This window comes from Aureimonas sp. SK2 (genome assembly GCF_029813115.1).
Taxonomy (GTDB): Bacteria; Pseudomonadota; Alphaproteobacteria; order Rhizobiales; family Rhizobiaceae; genus Aureimonas.
In genome coordinates, this window is record NZ_JAPZDS010000002.1 from 21668 (window position 1) to 41466 (window position 19799).

Annotated in this window: 14 protein-coding genes; 10 read left to right on the forward strand and 4 right to left on the reverse strand. The window is 72.1% G+C overall.

Features of this window, described 5'->3' with window-relative positions:
* The first annotated feature begins 456 nt into the window (after positions 1-456).
* The 10 genes from O5O54_RS02615 (at position 457) to O5O54_RS02660 (ending at position 12410) form a co-directional block, all read left to right on the forward strand.
* Complete coding sequence (locus O5O54_RS02615; RefSeq protein WP_279478761.1) at positions 457-735, forward strand: STAS domain-containing protein; 279 nt, start codon at positions 457-459, stop codon at positions 733-735.
* A gap of 29 nt (positions 736-764) precedes the next feature.
* Positions 765-1133 carry a response regulator gene (locus O5O54_RS02620; RefSeq protein ID WP_279478763.1) on the forward strand — a complete coding sequence of 123 codons (369 nt, stop codon included), beginning with the start codon at positions 765-767 and terminating at the stop codon, positions 1131-1133.
* 5 nt (positions 1134-1138) lie between these two features.
* Positions 1139-3172: a chemotaxis protein CheA gene (locus tag O5O54_RS02625; protein WP_279478764.1), complete on the forward strand. Its 2034-nt coding sequence runs from the start codon at positions 1139-1141 to the stop codon at positions 3170-3172.
* Between the two features lie 16 nt (positions 3173-3188).
* Entirely contained in the window at positions 3189-3677 is a 489-nt protein-coding gene (locus O5O54_RS02630; protein WP_279478766.1) for a chemotaxis protein CheW, read from the forward strand.
* 100 nt (positions 3678-3777) lie between these two features.
* On the forward strand, positions 3778-5934 hold the full coding sequence (locus O5O54_RS02635) for a methyl-accepting chemotaxis protein (RefSeq protein WP_279478768.1): 2157 nt from the start codon (positions 3778-3780) through the stop codon (positions 5932-5934).
* 85 nt (positions 5935-6019) lie between these two features.
* Entirely contained in the window at positions 6020-8062 is a 2043-nt protein-coding gene (locus tag O5O54_RS02640; RefSeq protein WP_279478771.1) for a methyl-accepting chemotaxis protein, read from the forward strand.
* Positions 8059-8577, forward strand: a complete 519-nt coding sequence (locus tag O5O54_RS02645; protein WP_279478772.1) for a chemotaxis protein CheW — start codon at positions 8059-8061, stop codon at positions 8575-8577. The genes O5O54_RS02640 and O5O54_RS02645 overlap by 4 nt, the downstream gene beginning before the upstream one ends.
* A gap of 73 nt (positions 8578-8650) precedes the next feature.
* Positions 8651-9529 (forward strand): protein-glutamate O-methyltransferase CheR, encoded by an 879-nt coding sequence (locus tag O5O54_RS02650; protein ID WP_279478774.1) that lies wholly within the window; start codon positions 8651-8653, stop codon positions 9527-9529.
* A gap of 5 nt (positions 9530-9534) precedes the next feature.
* On the forward strand, positions 9535-10629 hold the full coding sequence (locus O5O54_RS02655; protein WP_279478776.1) for a chemotaxis response regulator protein-glutamate methylesterase: 1095 nt from the start codon (positions 9535-9537) through the stop codon (positions 10627-10629).
* Positions 10626-12410 (forward strand): hypothetical protein, encoded by a 1785-nt coding sequence (locus O5O54_RS02660; protein ID WP_279478778.1) that lies wholly within the window; start codon positions 10626-10628, stop codon positions 12408-12410. Before O5O54_RS02655 ends, O5O54_RS02660 begins: the two co-directional genes overlap by 4 nt.
* 11 nt (positions 12411-12421) lie before the next feature.
* Here the strand turns inward: O5O54_RS02660 and O5O54_RS02665 are convergent, their stop codons facing one another.
* The 4 genes from O5O54_RS02665 to O5O54_RS02680 all read right to left on the reverse strand — a co-directional run bounded on the left by O5O54_RS02665 (position 12422) and on the right by O5O54_RS02680 (position 19713).
* Complete coding sequence (locus tag O5O54_RS02665) at positions 12422-13654, reverse strand: YeeE/YedE thiosulfate transporter family protein (protein WP_279478780.1); 1233 nt, start codon at positions 13652-13654, stop codon at positions 12422-12424.
* An 80-nt stretch (positions 13655-13734) separates the two neighbouring features.
* Complete coding sequence (locus tag O5O54_RS02670) at positions 13735-14664, reverse strand: sulfurtransferase (protein ID WP_279478783.1); 930 nt, start codon at positions 14662-14664, stop codon at positions 13735-13737.
* Positions 14665-14873: 209 nt separating this feature from the next.
* A complete protein-coding gene (locus O5O54_RS02675) occupies positions 14874-17282 on the reverse strand; it encodes a glycosyltransferase (RefSeq protein ID WP_279478784.1) in 2409 nt (802 codons plus the stop codon).
* Positions 17224-19713 (reverse strand): glycosyltransferase, encoded by a 2490-nt coding sequence (locus tag O5O54_RS02680; protein ID WP_279478786.1) that lies wholly within the window; start codon positions 19711-19713, stop codon positions 17224-17226. The genes O5O54_RS02675 and O5O54_RS02680 overlap by 59 nt, the downstream gene beginning before the upstream one ends.
* Between the last annotated feature and the right edge of the window lie 86 nt (positions 19714-19799).

Genomic DNA, 19799 nt, shown 5'->3' on the forward strand with positions numbered 1-19799 from the left:
GGGCTGGCGAGGGATTTGTAGTCGAGGCGAGGAGCAGAGCGGAGACCATGCAGCGCATGGGCGAGCATCGGCGACGACGCATCGGCGGCAAAGACCCGTCAGACCGACCCCGCGAGGTTTTGTTAGGCACTCTAAGTCCCGAACGGCGCTCCGTCCGAATCCGCGCGTGGCATATGTTCCTCGGCGGTTTTCGCATTCGTGGTGAAGGAAGGGTTTCCGGCCCCTCCGCGACGCCGGCCGCCGGTCGGCAAGGCGGCCGGACCCCGCCGCCGTTCCGCCTCGGTCTCCAAAGGGACGAGCCGGATATGGCGCCTGCGCGGACGGTTCCGAAAGGCCCGGTTCCAGCTCGCGAGCGGGGCGTTGCCGCGATCGTTAGCAATTTCCGAAAACGATAAATTTTAAGCTTTGCGGCATAAATTCCATTCAGCACGCAACAAAGTGATCGGAAAGACGTTGATGGCGCCTTTTTCCCTCGGATCCACCTGCACGCTGGCCCAGGTCGACGAACTCCACGCCGCCCTCTGCGAGCATGTGGCCGCTCACTCCGCCGAAGGCCTCGTGATCGACGCGACAGGCGTGGAGGAGGCCGACGTCAGCCTCGCCCAGCTTCTCGTCGCCGCCCGGCACACCGCCGGCGCGCGCAACCTCTCCATGACGCTCATGCCCTCCCAGGCCGTTTCCGGCCTTCTCGCGCGGACCGGCCTGACCAGCTGGGCCGAGACGGTCCGAGCCTGAGCCCTCTGCATTTCGAAAGGTCCCAACCCATGGGCAAGCCCGTTCTTTGCGTCGACGACAGCGCCAGCGTCCGTCAGATGGTCTCCTTCACGTTGGAATCGGCCGGATACTCGCCGACCACGGCCGTCGACGGCGTCGATGCGCTGTCCAAGCTCGACCAGGGCCGCTTCTCGCTGGTCATCACCGATCTCAACATGCCCAACATGGACGGCATCACGATGATCGCCCGCATTCGCGCCATGCCGCAGCATGCCGGCATGCCGATCGTCATGCTCACGACCGAATCCGACGAGGCCAAGAAGGTCGCCGGCAAGGCCGCCGGCGCCACGGGCTGGATCGTCAAGCCGTTCGACCAGACTCGCCTTCTTGCCGTCGTCAACAAGCTGATCGGGGCCTGACATCCATGAACGCCGGGAACGCAGTCGAGATCTTCCTCAACGAGGCCCGCGATCTCCTGGAGCAGCTCGAAGCGGCGCTCCTCGACCTCGAAGCGCGCCCGGACGACGCCGAACTCATCAACACCACCTTCCGCGCACTCCACACGCTGAAGGGCTCGGGCGGCATGTTCGGTCCGCCCGACATGGCCGCCTTCGCCCACAAGCTGGAAGACGCGTTCGAGAAGGTGCGCCAGGGCGAAGTGCCGCTGACGCCCGCCTTCGTGGGCGTGCTCCTCGCCGCCACCGACCAGATCCGCCGCCTCCTGTTCGAACCCTCCGCCAACGACGCGGTCCGCAGCGCCGAGCTCGTGGCGGCCCTCCAGGCGCAGGTCGGCGGAGCGAGCGCCGCGCCCGCCGCGACGGCGTCGGTCGACGCCCCGGTCGCGACCCCGTCCGCGACCGTTGCGGGCTCGCGCCGCTTCGCCATCACGCTGCGCCTGCCGGCCAACGCGCTGCTCTTCGGCACCAACCCGCTGGCCCTTCTCGACGAGCTGCAGGCCCTCGGCCAGGCCGAGATCGAGGCGCTGACCGACGCGGTTCCCGAACTCGCCCTCCTCGCGCCGACCGAGATTCGGCTCGCCTGGCGCGTCGTGCTGACGACGTCGGAGGGCAAGGGCGCGATCGAGGACGTCTTCATCTTCGTGGACGAGCCCGGCGCCGTCGTGATCGAGGAGCTGGAGGCGCTCGCCGCCGCCGCCCCGGCTGTCCCGGTCGCCGCCGAGGCCCCGGCCGCGGAGCCGGCCGCCGCCCCTGCGCCGGTCGCCGCCGCATCGGTCGCGGCGCCGAAGGCCGAGGCCAAGGCGCCGCCCCAGGCCCAGGCCCAGCCGGAAGCCAGCGTGCGCGTCTCGGCCTCGCGCCTCGACACGCTGCTCGACCAGGTCGGCGAGCTGGTGATCGCCCAGGCCCGCCTCACCGCGCTCACCCACCAGCGCCACGACCCGGTGCTGACCGCCGTGGTGGAGGAGATCGAGCGCATCTCCGCCGACCTGCGCGACTCGGCGATGGACATGCGCATGCTGCCCATCGACTCGCTGTTCAGCCGCTACCGGCGCGTCGTGCGCGACCTCTCGACCGACCTCGGCAAGGAGATCGACCTCGTCCTGTCGGGCGAGGACACCGAGCTAGACAAGACCGTGCTCGACCGGCTGGGCGATCCGCTGGTCCACATCATCCGCAACTCGATCGACCACGGCATCGAGATGCAGGACAGGCGCCTGGAGGCGGGTAAGCCCAAGCGCGGTACGCTGCGCCTGTCGGCGCGCCAGTCCGGCACCGAGGTCATCATCACGGTTGAGGACGACGGCGCCGGCCTCAACCGTGCCCGCATCCTCGAAAAGGCGCGCGCGGCCGGCATCGTGGCCGAGGGCGTGACGCCCCCGGATCGCGAGATCGACGAGTTGATCTTCCATCCCGGCCTTTCGACGGCGGCGGCCGTCTCCAACCTGTCGGGCCGGGGCGTCGGCATGGACGTCGTGCGGCGCACGATCGGCGAGCTGCACGGCTCGATCGAGATCGCCACCGAGCCCGGCCGGGGCACGCGCTTCACCCTGCGCCTGCCCCTGACGCTCGCCATCATCGACGGGCTCCTAGTGCGGGTCGGCGAGACCAAGTGCATCCTGCCGCTCGCCAATGTCGAGGAATGCGTCGAATACGCCTCCATCGAGAGCCGCACCTCCAAGGGCCGCTCCTTCGTCGACATCCGCGGCGCCATGGTGCCGATCCTCTGGATGGACCGCGTCTTCGGCGGCGACACGGGCGAGGACGGCATCGTCGTGGTGGCCGGCGGGGTCGATGCGGGTCGCATCGGCGTCGTGGTGGACCAGGTGATCGGCCAGCACCAGACGGTGATCAAGCCCCTGTCCCCGCTCCACCGCGACGTGCCGGGCCTGACGGGCGCGACCATTCTGGGCGACGGCTCGGTGGCCCTCATCCTCGACGTGAACCCCTTGTTCCGCCAGGCCGGCGCGCTGCGCGCCGCGCCCACCCCCGTCGCCGCCTGAAGGAGGCTCGTGCACCATGTCCCAGGCGACCCCCGCACCCGAGGCCGCGCGCGAAGGCGGCGACTACCTCACCATCTCGATCGACGACGACCTCTTCGCCATTCCCGTGGATCTCGTCCACGAGGTCCTCGACCCGCCGCAGATGACGCTGGTGCCGAACGCCCCGGCCTATGCGCCCGGTCTCGTCAACGTGCGCGGCAACATCCTGCCGCTGATCGACCTGCGCCGCCGCTTCCTGATGGAGGACGCGACCGACACGGAGCATTCTCGCGTGATCGTCTCGCGGATCGGGGACGCTGCGGGCGGCTTCATGGTGGCGGTCAAGGCCGACGCCGTGCACGAGGTGCAGTTCTTCGCGCCGGAAGCCGTCGAGGCTCTGCCGGAGAACGGCACGCGCTGGCCGGCCGAGTTCCTCTCAGGCGTCGTGCGCCGCGAAGGGCGCTTCGTCATCCTCGTCGATCTCGAGCGCATCCTGCGCCCGGGCGACGCCGCCACGACCCACTGAACCCCTTTCGTCTCTTCGACCTCGTCTTGTCGCCCAACGGGCGACCCAAGGCCGATCCGCCGAACCTCTGTCCCACCCCAATGATCGACAGGTCCCTTCCATGCGCGTGACCATCAAGACCAAACTGATCGGCTCGTTCGGGGTCGTTCTCGCCCTCCTCGGAGCGGCGGGCTACTTCGGCATCTCCAGCCTGGGGCAGACGAACCAGGCGATGACCAGCTTCTCGGAAGGCCCCTTCGTCCAGGTCGCCAACGGCCCGGTCGTGAAGCAGGAGCTCACCGACATCCGCCGCGCCATGTGGCGCATGCTGATCACCTCCGACCCGAAGATGCTCGAAAGCCTCCAGAGCTCCGTCGACGCGAACTGGCGTGACATGGACGCGCGGATCGACACGCTCCTGGCCGCCACCCCCGCCGACCAGCGCGACGCCCTTTCCGACCTCAAGCCGCTCCTGACGCAGACCAGGAGCGTCGTCGACGGCGCGGCGGAGCGCGTCGCTCTCGCGAACAACGAGGCGGGCGACGCCGCCATCGTGGAAACGAACAAGGTCGTCGGGCCGCTTCTCGCCGATCTGCGGTCCCTGGCCGTTACCGGCGGATCGGCCGCGGCGCTGGCCGAAACCGTCGCATCCAAGGTCAAGGACGCCCGCTTCGCGGCCGTCTCCGCCGTGGTCCGTACCCCCGAGGATGCCATCTCGGCGGCGGCGGCGGAAACCAAGGCAATCGACGCCGAGATCCGCGCCGATCTTTCGCGCCTGGCGACGATCGCCCTGCCGGCGCAGGCCGCGCTTGTTCAACAGATGGCGGCGGAATGGAACGCGGCCTCCGCCGTCATCCAGCAGCAGGCCGAGATCGGCCTGCGCAACGAGTTCTCGGCCGCCCAGACCATCATGGACAACGAGGTCACGGTCGCCGCGACCCGGCTCAGCCAGCGCCTCGACGAGCTCAACGCCCAGGCGACCGGGAACGCCGAGACCTATGTCGCGGACGCGCAGGCCGCCTATGAGGGCACCCGCGCCATGCTGATGATCCTCGTGCTCAGCGCCATCGCGATGGGCACGGCGGCGGCGGCCTGGATGGCGATCTCCATCTCGCGCGGTCTGTCGCGCTCGGTGAAGCTGGCGCAGGACATCGGCGCGGGCGACCTGACACAGACCGTCGAGGCCAAGGGCCAGGACGAGATCGGCGACCTCCTGCGCGCCATGAACGCCATGACCGAGAACCTGCGCGACATCGTCTCCGAGGTGACCCGTTCCGCCGAGCAGGTCGCCGCCGGCGCCCAGCAGTCCGCAGCCACGGCCGAGCAGCTCAGCCAGGGCGCCACCGAACAAGCCGCCTCGACCGAGCAACTCGGCCAGGGCGCCAACGAGCAGGCCGCCGCCACCGAGCAGGCCTCGTCGGCCATGGAGGAGATGGCCGCCAACATCCGCCAGAACTCCGAGAACGCCTCGACCACCGAGAAGATCGCCGCGCAGGCGTCGACCAGCGCCGAGAAGAGCGGGCAGGCGGTGGCCAACTCGGTGGAGGCGATGCGTACCATCGCCGACAAAATCCGCATCGTGCAGGAGATCGCCCGCCAGACCGACCTTCTCGCACTGAACGCGGCGATCGAGGCGGCGCGCGCCGGCCAGCACGGCAAGGGCTTCGCGGTCGTGGCGTCCGAAGTGCGCAAGCTCGCCGAGCGCTCCCAGATCGCGGCCTCCGAGATCGGCGAGCTGTCCGGCTCGACGCTCAAGATCGCCGAGGAGGCGGGCGGCATGCTCCAGCAGCTCGTGCCGGACATCCAACGCACGGCGGAACTCGTCGCGGAGATTTCGGCGGCCTGCCGCGAGCAGAACGCGGGCGCCGAACAGATCAACCAGGCGATCCAGCAGCTCGACAAGGTGACGCAGCAGACCAACGACACGGTCGGTCAGCTCGACGAGGTCACCCAGCAGAACGCCTCTGCGGCCAGCGAGATGTCGGCCACCGCCGAGCAGCTCGCGGCCGAGGCCTCGCGCCTCAACGACCGGGTCTCCTTCTTCCGCCTGGAGCACGGCACGCCGGCTCGCCCGGCGGTCGCCGCGGCCAAGCCGAAGGCGGACGTGCGCCGGCTGCAGGCGGACGTCCAGGGCTTCGCCCAGAGCCGTGCCGCCAAGGCGAAGCCGGCGGCCAAGGCACCGGCCAAGCCCGCCGCCCCCAAGACGCCGACCAAGGGGTTCGACCTCGATCTCGGCGGCGACGAAGGCGGCAGCAGCTTCGAGAAGATGAGCGCCTGACGCGTCCGGCCCGGCGGCCCGAGCGCCGCCGGCCCCCTTCCACTCCATTCCCGGACTGCCGAACGTCCCGAAAGGTCACATCCCCATGCGCTTTACCATCAAGACCAAGCTGATCGGCTCGTTCGGGGCCGTCCTCGCCCTCCTGGGAACCGCAGGCTATTTCGGAATTTCCAGCCTCGGTTCCTCCAACGACATGATGCAGCGGTTCTCGAGCGGCCCGTTCGTTCAGGTCAAGAGCGTCCAGCAGATTTCGTCCGACATCATGGACCTGCGTCGCCTGATGTTCCGCGTCTATCTCGAAACGGACCCGGGCGCGCTCGAAAAGCAGATGGCGGACTATGCCGCGCGCTGGGAGCGTATCGGCGCCAACCACGCGACCTTTCTTGCCGCCGTGGATCCGAGCCGGCAGAGCGAGGTGGCCGACCTGAAGCCGGCTCTCGACGCCCTGCGCCAGACTTCGGACAAGGGCATGGACCTGCTCCGCAAGGCCGATCTCCAGCTCTCGGGCAAGGCGCTCGCCAAGACGGAGCCCGCATTCGACAAGCTGCGTCAGGATTTGGGCGGGCTTGCGCCGGTCGGCACTGCAGCAGCCGCCGACGTCGCGGCGGCGCGGGAGGCGGTCTACGCCGCGCGCCTTGCGATGGTCTCCACCCTCGATCTCAACGACGCGCAGTCGATCGCCGCCGCCCGCGCCGAACTCGACAGGCAGGTTCAGGCTTTCGGCGCCGCTGTCGAACGGCTGCGCGGCGCCCCGGGCATCACGCAGGCGGCTCTCGATGTGATCCGGACCGACTGGGAGGCCTTCGTCGGCTCCAGCACCGACTTTGCCGACCAAGGGGTCGAGGCGCTGGCGGACAAGGCCCTCGACTACCAGTTCAACAACATCGTACCCGAGGCCAACAAGGTCTCCGACCGCTTGGCCGACCTGGTGGATCGTGCGAACGGAACGGCATCCCGGTACATTTCGGATGCGCAGGCCACCTACGACACCACCCGCAACACGCTGATCGCCATCGTGCTCGGCGCGATCGCCATCGGCGCGGCGGCGGCTGCCTGGATGTCGCTCTCCATCTCGCGCGGCCTGTCGCGCTCGGTAAAGCTGGCGGAGGACATCGGCGCGGGTGACCTGACGCAGACCGTCGCCGCCAAGGACCAGGACGAGATCGGCGACCTCCTGCGCGCCATGAACGCGATGACGGAGAACCTGCGCGAGATCGTCTCCGACGTCACCGGATCGGCATCCCAGGTCGCCGCCGGCGCCCAGCAGTCCTCGGCCACGGCCGAGCAGCTCAGCCAGGGCTCGACCGAGCAGGCCGCCGCCACCGAGCAGGCCTCGTCGGCCATGGAGGAGATGGCCGCCAACATCCGCCAGAACTCCGAGAACGCCACCACGACCGAGAAGATCGCCACCCAGGCCTCGACCAGCGCGATCCAGAGCGGCGAGGCGGTGGCCAATTCGGTGGAGGCGATGCGCACCATCGCCGACAAGATCCGGATCGTGCAGGAGATCGCCCGCCAGACCGACCTTCTGGCGCTGAACGCGGCGATCGAGGCGGCGCGCGCCGGCCAGCACGGCAAGGGCTTCGCGGTGGTGGCATCCGAAGTGCGCAAGCTCGCCGAGCGCTCCCAGATCGCGGCCTCCGAGATCGGCGAGCTGTCCGGCTCGACGCTCAAGATCGCCGAGGACGCCGGCAGCCGGCTCCAGCAGCTCGTGCCGGACATCCAGCGCACGGCCGAACTCGTCTCCGAAATCTCCGCCGCCTGCCGCGAGCAGAACGCGGGCGCCGAACAGATCAACCAGGCGATCCAGCAGCTCGATCAGGTCACGCAGCAGAACGCGGCGGCCGCCAACGAGATGTCGGCCACCGCCGAGCAGCTCTCGGCCGAGGCCGGCCGCCTCAACGACCGCGCCGGCTTCTTCCGCATCGAGGAGCAGGCCAAGCGCCAGGCGTCCGGGCCGGGCCGCGACGTGCGCGCCCTCCAGGCCAAGGTGGACAAGTTCGCCGCGACCCGCGTTCCCGCCAAGGCCGCCGCCAAGCCGGCGTCCCGCCCGGCGGCCAAGGGCGGCTTCGACCTCGACCTCGGCACCGAGACCCGCGACGGCGATTTCGAAAGGATGAGCGCATGAGCGCCGCCAGCAACTTCTCCGACGACCTTTCCGGCCCGGACGGGGCGGAGGAGGAAGCCGCACGGGAGATCCTGACCTTTCGTCTCGGCGATGAAACCTTCGGCATCCGCGTCGCCCATGTCCGCGAGGTCCTGGACTACAAGCCGATCGCGCGCATCTCCAACGCCCCGCCGCTTCTGCTCGGCATGATCGACGTGCGCGGCAGCGGGGTGCCGGTGGTGGACCTCAAGGCCAAGCTGCGCATGCGCAGCTTCGGCGACGGCGAGCCCACCACCGACAGCCGCATCGTGGTGCTCGACTTCGAGGCGGGCGGCGTGCGGCGCACGGTGGCGGTGATCGCCGATACGGTGCACGAGGTCACCGAATTCTCGGAGGAGGAGGTCGAGGCCGCCCCGCAGTTCGGCGAGGACTGGAACTCCGCCTTCATGACGGGCCTCGGCCGGCGCGGCGAAACGTTCCTGACTCTTCTCGACATCCAGAAGCTCTTCGAGGCCGAGCGCTTCGAGTTCTCCTGAGCCGTCTTCGCCACCATCTCGCGGCCCGCCAGGGCGGGCCGCATCCCCATCCCTGGCCAGACCGGACATTTCCATGGCGCGTCCCGCGACCAAACCACAGCCCAGCCCGGCCGATCTCGCCTTCTCGGCGACCCTGGACATGGCGACCTTCCGCGAGCTCGCCAGGCTGGTGGACGAGACCTGCGGCATCGTCATGAGCGATGCCAAGCGCGTCATGCTGGAAACGCGCCTGCGCCGACGCCTGACGGCCAGCGGCGTCGAGGACTTCCGCGCCTATCTCAAGCTGCTCCGCACGCCCGAGGGGCGCGAGCGAGAACTCCAGGCCTTTACCGACTGCGTGGTCACCAACGAGACCTCGTTCTTCCGCGAGCCGCCGCATTTCGAGTATCTCACCCCCGACGAGCTGCGGCGCCTGGCCGAGGGCGGCCGCGAACGGGGGCTGCGCATCTGGTCGGCGGCCTCCTCGAGCGGCCAGGAGGCCTACAGCCTCGCCATGATCGCCGACGACGTGTCGAACGGCGGCACCCTGTTCCCCTGGTCGGTCACGGCGACCGACATCTCCGTGCGCATGCTGACCGCGGTGCGCGAAGGGGTCTACGGCACGGAGGCCGCGCGCAACGTGCCCGCGCGCCTGCGCCAGAAATATCTGGTGCCGACGGGCCGCAACGCCGAGCAGCAGGTGAAGGTGACGCCGGACCTGCGCCGCAACATGCGCCTCGGCCAGATCAACCTGATGCACGACCAGTACCGGCCCGGCCAGGTGATGGACATCATCTTCTGCCGCAACGTCCTCATCTACTTCCAGCCGGAGGTGCAGATGGCCGTGATCGGCAAGCTCCTCGCCCACTTAAGGCCGGGCGGGCTCCTGTTCCTCGGCCATGCGGAGTCGATCCGCTCCAACCACCTGCCGCTGCGGCTGATCCGCAGCAACATCTACGCCCACGCGGAGTGAGGTCGATGAAATCCATCCGCGTCCTCATCGTCGACGATTCCGCCAGCGTGCGGACGATCCTGACCGAGATCCTCAACGCCGAGCCGGACATCGAGGTCATCGCCACGGCGTCGAACCCCTATTTCGCGGCCGAGCGGATGCGCGAAGCGGTGCCGGACGTCATCGTCTGCGACATCGAGATGCCCCGTATGGACGGCATCACCTTCGTGCAGAAGCTGATGAGCCAGCGCCCCATCCCCGTCGTGATCTGCTCCTCGCTCGCCGAGGCCGGCTCCAAGATGGCGATGCAGGCGCTGGAGGCGGGCGCCGTCGAGATCATCACCAAGCCGCGTGTCGGAACGCCTCAGTTCCTGATGGAGGCGAAGACCCGGATCTGCGATGCCGTTCGTGCCGCCTCCAAGGCGAAGGTCGTGGCGCGCACCGCGACGATCGACGTGCAGAAGAAGCTGACCGCCGACGCCGTCCTGCCGCCGGCCTCCGGCCGTCCCATCGACCGCACCACGGACAAGGTCGTCGTGATCGGCGCCTCGACGGGCGGCACGGAGGCGCTGCGCAAGCTCCTGGAGGCGCTGCCGGAGAACTCGCCGGGCATCGTCATCGTGCAGCACATGCCGGCCGGCTTCACCTCCGCCTTCGCGCGCCGGCTCGACAGCCTGTGCCGCATGGAGGTGCGCGAGGCGGTGACGGGCGACCGCGTGGTGCCGGGCCTCGCCCTGATCGCGCCGGGCAACCACCATCTCCTGCTCCAGCGCTCGGGCGCGCAGTATCACGTGGAGGTGCGCGACGGGCCGCTGGTTACGCGCCACCGCCCGTCCGTCGACGTCTTGTTCCGCTCGGCCGCCCGCGCGGCCGGCGCCAACGCGCTCGGCGTGATCCTGACGGGCATGGGCGACGACGGCGCCAAGGGCATGCTGGAACTGCGGACCGCCGGTGCCCATACGATCGGTCAGGACGAGGGGAGCTGCGTGGTCTACGGCATGCCCAAGGAAGCGATGAAGGTCGGCGCGGTGGAGGCCGAGATGTCCCTGGAACGCATGCCCCCCGAGATCCTGCGCTTCGCCGCCGATCCCGCCTTCAAGCCGGCGGGGGCAAAACGATGACGGCGCGCCCGGACACGCAAACCGACGCCGGACCGCTGCCGGATCACGACACCGCCGATTCCGGCGGATTCGAGCGGCTCGCGGTCGGCCTGACCCGGTGGACCACGGCCAGCGAGAGCGTCTTCCTGGACGCGGGCGAGCGCCTGCGCACCGCCCATGGCCGGATCTCCCAGGTGCGCGAGGGCATCGCGCGCGCCACCGAGATCTTCACCAAACCGGTGATGGTCGGAGCGCGCGACGGCCTTCTCGTGGCCGTGGACAAGGTCGCGACGGTGCAACGGCTGACGGAGGAGCGCGGCGATCGGATCCTCGCCCTCCAGGCGGCCGTGGACAAGGCCCGCTCGGGCAGCGCGTCCTTGAAGACGGTGTTCCGGGTGCTCGACTACATCGTCGTCATCGCGCGAGCCCAGGTCGAGAGCATGAAGGGGGCCGGGGGCGACCTCGTGTCCTTCTCGCGCACGGTGGACGATCTCGTCACGTCCGGCACCTCCGTCGCCCAGGCGATCGACGAGCGCATGGAGTCCCTGGCCAGCGCGATCCAGGACAGCCGCGCCATCGCGGCGCGCCGGACGCGCGCGAGCGAGGACTGGGACCTCGGCGACGGCTTCATGGCCCTGATCGAGCGGATGGAAGCCGAGCAGGGCGCGGCGGCCGCCCGGCGCGCCGAGGCGCAGGAGGCGTTCACCGCGGTCGGCCAGGCCGTGGCCGGCGCCGTGATGGGGCTCCAGGCCCACGACATGGCGCGCCAGCGGCTGGAGCACACGGTGGAGAATCTCGGCCTGATCGGGCCGATCGGACGCGACGGAACGTTCGGCGAGGGCGAGGCGCCGCTGGCGCCCGCCCATCGCCAGGCCGCCGTCCGGCGCATCGCGCAGTTGGAGGTGGCCCAGCTCACCGACCTCGCCGAGACCTATGGCGGGCTGATGGACAAGCTCGCCGCCGACCTGGCTGCCATCGCCGACCGGCTGGACCTTTGCGCCGACGTGCTGGCGCGTCTGCGCATGCCCGATTCCGAAGGCGGGCTGGCCGCGCTGGAAGCGGCGGCCGAGCGTCTCCATGCCTATATCGAGGCCGGTGCCGAAGCGCGCCGGACCCTCTCCGACAGCCTGTCGCGCAGCGTCGAGCGGACCGCCCTCCTGATCGAGATGACCGATCAGATGACGGGGCTCGAGTTCCATCTCAATCTGGCCGGCCTCAACGCCGCCATCCAGGCCGCCCATGTGGAAGGCGGCGACGAGACGATCGGCTACATCGCGCGGGTGATCCGCGAGCAGTCCTCGCTGGCGCGCCTCGAGGTGGACGCGATCCGATCCGGCAGCGAGGAGGCGGCCTCGGTGACGCAGGACCTGTCGTCCCGCCTCCTGCCGGAGATCGCGGCCGCCAAGGAGACCATTACCGCCAACCTGCGGGCCGCCTGCGGCGACCTCGCCGAGGCGGAGGCCGAGAGCCGCGCGGCGCTGGCAAAGAGCGCGGAGGCGTCCGAGGGCATGAGCGGGGAGATCCGCGCCGTCCTGCAGCTCATGGCCCTTCACGAGGAGGGCACGCAGATGATGCTTGCCCTCTCGGTCGCGATCGGGTCGCTGGCGGCGGGCACGGGCGGCGAGGCGCTGCCGGCCGAGGAGGCCGCTCGCCTGGATGCGGTCCTGACGACGCGCTACACGATGAAGGAGGAGCGCGACGTCGTCGCCCGGACCTTCGGCACGGCGGCGGCGACCCCAGCGCCGGACGCGCCCGCGGCGGCCGAACCCGCCGCCGACGACTTCGACGACATCCTGTTCTGACCGGGGCGGCCTCAGCGCCGTCCCAGCCGCCGCTCCGCCGCGCGCCAGGCCACGATGCCGGCCAGCATGGCCGCACCGAAGACCCAGCCGGACAGGGCGCCGGCCTGGATGCCGGACAGGAGCGTGCCGACGGAGCAGCCGAGCGCGACCGTCGCGCCCCAGCCGAGAAGCAAGCCGCCCGCCAGCCCGCGCCAGACATGCGCGCGGCGGGGGCGTTGCGCCGCCGCCTGCCCGCTGGCCAGCGCGGCGGCAAGGCTCGCCGCGACGAGGCCCGCGACGAAGAGACCGTTGTTCGACAGAAGCGCCTGCGAGACGAGCGAGATGCAGCCGCGCAGCGTGTCGAGGCCGAGAAGCGTGTCGGGCAGGATGCCGACGGCATGGCCGATGTCGCGCGAGCGCGCGGAGAGTTCGGCCGTGACGCCCAGCGGTGCGACGCGCAGATAGGCGAAGGTGCCGAGCGCGCCGACGAGAAAACCTCCGAGCCAGCCCGGCCAGCGTCCGGAAAACACCGATCGAAGCGGGCGGAGCGGGCCGGGCGGCAGGGCTGCGCGCGCCTGCGCCTGCTCCGCCCGGCGCGACGAGCCGCGCTGCAGGGGCGCCCAGGCGAGGGCGAGAAGGGCGATCAGCGTCAAGGCCAGCCAGCCGGGATAGCCGAGCCGGGCGGGAAGCCAGACCACGGGCGCCTCCGCCACGAAGGCGAGATAAAGGTCGTTCCAGGTGAGGAAGCCGAGGACGAACCCGGCCACGGCCCCGAGAAGCGCGAAGGGGGCCGTCGGCGACCCCTCGCCGAGGCGGTAGAGATGGGCCGACAGGCAGGAGCCGGAGACGGCCATGCCGACGCCGAAGGCGAGGCCTCCGAAGACCAGCGTCCAGGCGAGCGGACCGATAAAGGCATCGGGCGGCAGACGCCCGGTGCCGGGATCGGGCATCCAGGCGCCGAACACGAGGGCATAGCCGACGGCGCCCGCGGCGAGCGCCGTGAGGAGGCCGAGCACGCCGTCCGGCTCGCGCTCCTCCAGCCATTCGCGGATCGCGCAGTAGAAGCAGAAGCGCGAGCGCTGGAGCACGAGGCCGAAGGCGGCACCGAAGACGAGCGACAGGGCGCCGCCCTGCGCGCCGGCGCGCGACAGGGCGAGGCCGCCCAGGACCAGGGCGGCGGCAAGGAGGACGGGCAGGAGGATGCGCGTCGCCGCGTACCCGCTGCGCGGTGCGCCGGTCTCCTGCGCCCTGACGGTTGACGACATGTTTTGCGGCCCCTTCGCTCGATCCGACGGCGAGCGGGGGCGGACCCGGCCGGACCCGCCCCCGCATCCGTTCCCAAGGCCTACTTGCCGGTCCAGACCGTGTTGGACACGTTGACGATCGGCGAGCCGACGGAGTTGCCGTACTCGGTCCACGAGCCGTCGTAGTTGCGCACGTCGTAGCCGAGGATCCGGGACAGGAGGAACCAGGTGTGGCTCGACCGCTCGCCGATGCGGCAATACACGATGACGGGCTGCGAGCCGTCGACGCCCTTCTCGGCGTAAATGCGCTTCAGCTCCTCGGCCGGCTTGAACGTGCCGTCGGCCGCCACCGCCGTGCCCCAGGGCACGTTGATCGCGCCCGGCACGTGGCCGGCGCGCACCGACAGCTCGGCCGAGCCGGGCGGCGCGAAGATCTTGCCGGAATATTCGTCGGCCGAGCGGATGTCGACGATCTTGGCCTGCGCCCGGCCGTCCACGACCTGGAGGACGTCGGGCAGGCGCGCGCGCAAGGATTCGTCGCGCTCCGGCAGGGTGACGTCGGTGGCCGCGACCTGCGTCGCGCGCGTCGTCAGCGGCAGATTCTCCGCCTCCCACTTCTTGCGTCCGCCGTCGAGCAGCTTCACGTCGATCCCGTAGGTGTCGAACACCCAGGCGCCCCAGGCGGCGAACCAGTTGTTGTTGTCGCCGTAGAGGACCACCGTCTTGGTGTCGTCGATCCCGAGGCGCTCCACCAGGGCCTCGAAATTCTCGCGCGAGGCGATGTCGCGCTTCACGGGATCGACGAGATCGGTGTGCCAGACGACGTTCTGCGCCCCCTCGATATGGCCTCGCTCGAAGACGCCGGGCTCCACCGACACTTCCACGAGGCGAAGGGCCGGGTCGCCGAGGTTCTTTTCCAGCCACTCGGTCGTGACCAGCGGGCCTTCCGGCGCGTCCAGCGCCCGGCCCGGCGCCGCGGAGGCGAGGAGGGCCGCGGTGGCGGCGGCGAGGATGGCGACGTGTCGTGTCATGCGGCGAACTCCTTCGGGGCGAGGGGGCGACGCGCCGGAGGAGCGGAGCGCCGCCGGACCGTCATGCCCGAAGGCTAGAACGGCCGAGCGGCCCGCCACGAGAAAATATCTACTAGAAGACTAGACGATATTGGCATGAACCGGCGCGGAGGCGCTCACGATCCTTCACGATCGCGTTGACCTTCAGCCTTCCCTACGATCCGGCGCCCTCACCAGCCCGGCGCCACGGGACGGGGCGGGGCGACGAAGGCGGTGCGCGGCTCGCAGGCGCCGGGCGGCCAGGCCAGGCCCTCGAAACCGTCGCCGCCGCGCTGGAGCAGCGGGTTGCCGAACGGATCGGCCGCCGTGACGCCGGGCCAGCGGGAGGCCAGGGCTTCCGCCTCGCGCGCGAGGCCGGGGCCGAGGATTGGCGAAGCGGGCTCGTCCGGCGCCTCGCGCAGGAGGCGCGCGTCCGGCGCCACCACGACGCGCCTCCCGAGCGCCTGCAGCTTCAGGGCATAGTCGGCGGCGCCGAAATGGCGGGGAAACAGGACCGGGTCGAAGCCGCCGAGCGCCAGGAGGTCGGCGCGGCGGGTGACGAGCGCGCCGGGGCCGACACCCGAGACTTGGTGGGCGACGAGGAGCCCGTCGCCATGGCCGGGGTCTTCCGCCCCCCGCCCCGCGTAGCGCGCCCGGGGCGCCCGTCCCCATTCGAGGACGAGCCCTGCCTCGCGGACGTCGCCGTTCCGTCCGACGATCACCGGGGCGACGAGCCCGGTGCCGGGGTCCGACAGGCGCCCGAGAAGCTCGTCCAGCCACCGGTCGTCGAGCGGCGCCAGCCCGGCGTCGAGGATGCAGAGGACCTCGGCGTTCGTGTGGTCCGCCGCCTCGTTCAGCCGGCGCGCCGGCGAGCGCGCGCCCGGTGCCAGCCGCACCTCGACGCCGCCGAGCCGCAGGCGCGCCGCCGCCCGCTCGTCCAGCCGGGGCGAGGAGACGAGGACGGACGTTCCCCGGCGACGGCGCGTCGCCTCCAGCGCCTCCAGCGCGCCGGCGATCTCCGCCTCGTCGCGCCAGCCGGCGTCGAGGAGGATGGCGCAGGCGCCGAGGCGGATCTCGCGCCGGACCCGGACGGCGGGCAAGGTGGCGGGCGGGCGGTGCTCGACGGTCGCCATCACGCCGCGCGCCGCAAGATGCGCCACGACGGCGGCCTCCAGCCGGTCGGCCGCGCTGGCCGAGGCGGGCGGGACGGCGAAGCCGAAGCCGGGCACGTGGAGATGCAGCGGGGAGCCGGAAAAGCCGCGATCCAGCGGGTGGAGGAAGATCCGGTCGAGATCGCCGGCGCCCTCGCGCAGGGCGGCGAGCAGCGCCTCGCGGCGCATGGCGAAGGGCGCGACGGCGCATCCCTGTTCCAGCGCCCGCTCGGTGTCGAAGGCGGTGGCCAGAAGCGGCGCCGTGCCGCCCCCGTCGAGGGCCAGAATCCGATCGCCATAGGCGATCGCGGCGGCCGGCTCGCCCTCCAGCGCGGCCACCAGCCGCTCCGCGCCCCCCGGCCGCGCCACGGTGCCGGCCGGCATCAGGAGGACGATCGGGCAGGCCTCCGCCTCGCCCTCCAGGAAGCTCCTGAGATCGGTCGGCTCGAAGCCGCCGTCGCGCTCGGGCAGCACCACACCGATCCAGTCGCCGAGGGCGTCGAGCGCGGGAGCGGAGAGGCTGGCCTCGGCCCCGTCCTCGCCGGCGACGGCGACGGCCACGGCCGCCGCGATCGCGGGCCTTTGCGCGGGAAAGCGGGCTTCCCAGCGTGCGACGTCGGAGAAAGGCACGCCGCGCGGGAACCAGCGGTCGAAGCGCTCGGCCCGCAGGATCTCCCCGTCCGTCTCCGCCTCGGCTTCGAGATGGGCGGCGAGGCCGTCGGCGAAGGCGAGGACCGGGATCGCCCCGCCGGGCAGGGGCTGGCCGTCGGCGAAGAGCTCCACCTCGTGCAGGCGCCCGTCGGCAAAGCGCGGGGGCAGGCGCAGGCGGAAGGCGGGCTCGGCGCGCACCGCACCCGCGCGCACGACCTCGCGCCAGCCGTCGGCCCTGGCGAGGGCCACCACCGCGTCGTCGATGCGAGCCTCGATCCGGGGCGGGGCGCCCTCGCCGGCCGGGCGATGCACCCAGCCGGCGAGGTCGAGGCCGCCGAGCCAGCGCGCCTCGGCCGTGGGCGCGGGCGAGGGGGCGAAGGCTTGGGCTTCGTGCAGCGCGATCGGCTCGCCCACCGCCTCGCCGCCGTTGGCGAGGCGCACGGAGGCCGTGCGCGCGAAGGGCAGGACGGCGGGATCCAGCGCGAAGGCGAAGCCGTGGCAGCCGTCGCCGACCGGCATGGCCTCGCCAGGCCCGAGGGGGCCGAGCCGCAGTTCGGCGCGCGCCAGCGCGGCGGGAACGCCGTCGAGAAGGAGTTCCACCACGAAGCGGCGTTCGGGGTCGGCGGGATCGGCCGCCCATCCCTCGATCAGGGTTTCGCCGCTGCGCCGGGCGGCCAGCCGCATGGCGCTGTCCTCGGGCGGTCGGAGGCCCGCCTCCGGCGCGGCCCCGGCCAGACGCCTACGCCGCGAGGCGACCAGCGATCCAATCGACGAGGGCTTGGACGGTGTCTCGCTCATCGCGGTTCCTCGGGAGAAGGTGAAGGGACGACGGGCTCTCCAGGGCGCCGTCGCTCCAGTCGAGGCAGGCGCCGGGCAGGCCGGTCTCGGCCAGCACCCGCTCGAACAGGGCGAGCGAGGGATCAGCCGGGGGCAGGACGAGGGCCGTCGCGCCGGCCGCGATCCGGGCGTGGCCGCCCGGCTCCAGCGGGCCGGAGGCGCCGATGCCGCGGCCGAGGAGCGCGAGGTCGTCGAGACTCGCGCCGATCGCCTCCAGCCTCGCCGCGACGGCGCGCGCCCGCAGGGCCGTGTCGAGCGCCGCCGCGAAGGCGAGCGAGGCGGGCGAGGGAACGCCCATCAGGAGGCCGATCCGGGCGGGCGCACCGGCCGGCGCCGCCGACGAGGGCGGCGGGACCGCCTCGGGCAGGACGGCCTCCAGCCCCTCGGCGGCCGGATCGTCGGCGAGCTGCCGGCGCAGGACGGCGAGCGTCGCGCCGTCCTGCGCCAGGACCCGGTGCGAGCGCTCGCCGAGCGCGGAGCGCCAGTCGGCGACGGTTTGCGCCAGGGGGGCGGGACGGTCCGGCATCGGGTCGCCGGCCAGGATCGCAAAGGGCGCGTTGAGACGCAGGAGGGCGTCGAGGATGGAAGGGGGCGGCGGCGGGCCGGCGAGTTCGATGCGGGCGGGGTCGAGCGCGGCGAGCCAGGCCGCCAGCGCGCCGGGCTCCTCGGCGGCGTCGAAGCCGAGCGACTGGGGCGCGGCGCCGTGGAGACCGGCAAGCTCCGCCCGCAGGACCGCGCCGGCGCGGCGCCAGCGCAGAACCACGCCGCCCGCCTCGCCCTGCCGGTAGAGCCGCTCGGCCAGGGTCGGGCTTCCCGCCGGGCCGACGAAAAGCGCCGGGCGGCCGGCGGGCGGGCAGGCCTCCTCCAGCCGGGCGCGCACGATGCGCAGGGGATCGGCCGCGCGGAAGGCGGCGCTTGCCGCGCGAATGGCGGGATAGCGGCGGCGCAGGCGCCGCAGGTTGCGCGCCACCAGCATCGCCTTGTCCGCGCCGAAGGAGCGCGAGCCGTGATGGGGCACGAAGAGGCCGGGCGCGGCGACGTTGCGGAAGCCCGCCCGCGCGGCCTCCAGCGTCCATTCCAGGTCCTCGAAATAGCCGCGCTCGTAGATCGCGGATGGGGCGCCGATGGCCGCGAGGCAGTCGTGGCGCACGAACAGCGCGAAGCCGATGCCGTTGGGAAGGTCCACGGGGTCGAGCGCCAGGCGCCGGGCGGTGGCGTCGAGGCGTGCCGCTTCCGGGGGGGAGGGCAAGGGCGCGGCCTGCCCGAGGCGCGGCCAGCTCGTCCATTCGCCGTTGTTGGACAAGGGCGTCGCGGTGCCGATGTCGGGCGCGCCGTAGACGGCGTCGGCGAGCCGCGCGATGGCGCCGGCCGGCAGGAGCGCGTCGGCGTTGAGCACCAGCGCGTCCTCCGCCCCGTCCATCCCTTCAAGCCCGAGCGCCACGGCGCCGGGAAAGCCGAGATTGGCCGGGGTTCGGCGAAGCTCCATGAAGTTCCGCTCCGCCATGGTCTCGACGAGCTGGACGATCTCGGGCACGGGCGAGCGGTCGTCCACCACGACCAGGCGGGCACCGGGATGGCGGCCGGCTTCCAGCACGGCGGCGCGCAGCGCCTCGCGCGTGGCGTCGAGATCGCCGTGGACCGGCATCACCACGCGCACCGGCCGCCGTTCGGGCACCGTGCGCGGAGCGGCGCCTGGGCGCGCACCGCCCGAATTTCGGCCCGTTCGCGAGCGGGCGTGGAGGGGGCCGTGGGCGAGGATCCGACCGTCCCGTTCCAGCCGCCAGCCGGCGAAGATCCCGTGCGCCGGGACATCGACGCGGGCGCCGGAGGCACCGGCCGGCAGGAAGGCGAGATCCGGCCAGGGGACGAGCGCCTGCCGGCGCTCGCTCTGCGGGCCGTGGAGCGACAGGACCGGCGCCTGCGGGCCGCGCCAGACCGCCCAGCCGGTCAGCCGCCCGTCGCACAAGTCGAACCGCACCGCGGCCTCCTCGCCCGCGATGAACAGGGCGGAGAGCGCCTGCGCCAGCGCCTCGTCCGTGGCGACGGGGCTGGCGAAGATGCGGCGGGCGGCCGCGATCGCGGCGTCCGGCCCGGCGGCGAGGCGCAGGGCGATGAGCCCGGTCGCCGGGTCGAGCGGATCGGCGTCGAGCGCGCCGGCCAGCGCCGTCTCCGCCTCCGCGCGCGAGCCGGCGGCGGAGGCAACGAGGGCGAGGAGCGCCCGCTCGGCGGCCGCCGGCGGCTCGGACAGGCGCATGCGCCGGCGCAGGAGCGCGAGCGCGTCCTGCGGCGCGCCCTCGCGGAAACGGCGGGCGGCCGCGCGAGTCAGCGCCTCGGCATGGCGCTCGGGGATCGCCAGGGCCGGGTCGGCGCGCAGGAGTTCGGTCCAGTCCATCGCGTGTTCCGGCGCGGGGGTGGTTGGTGATCGGGCCTTCTTCCATCGCAAGGCTGGCTGGCGGCGGCCTGACCCCTCGGGTCTTC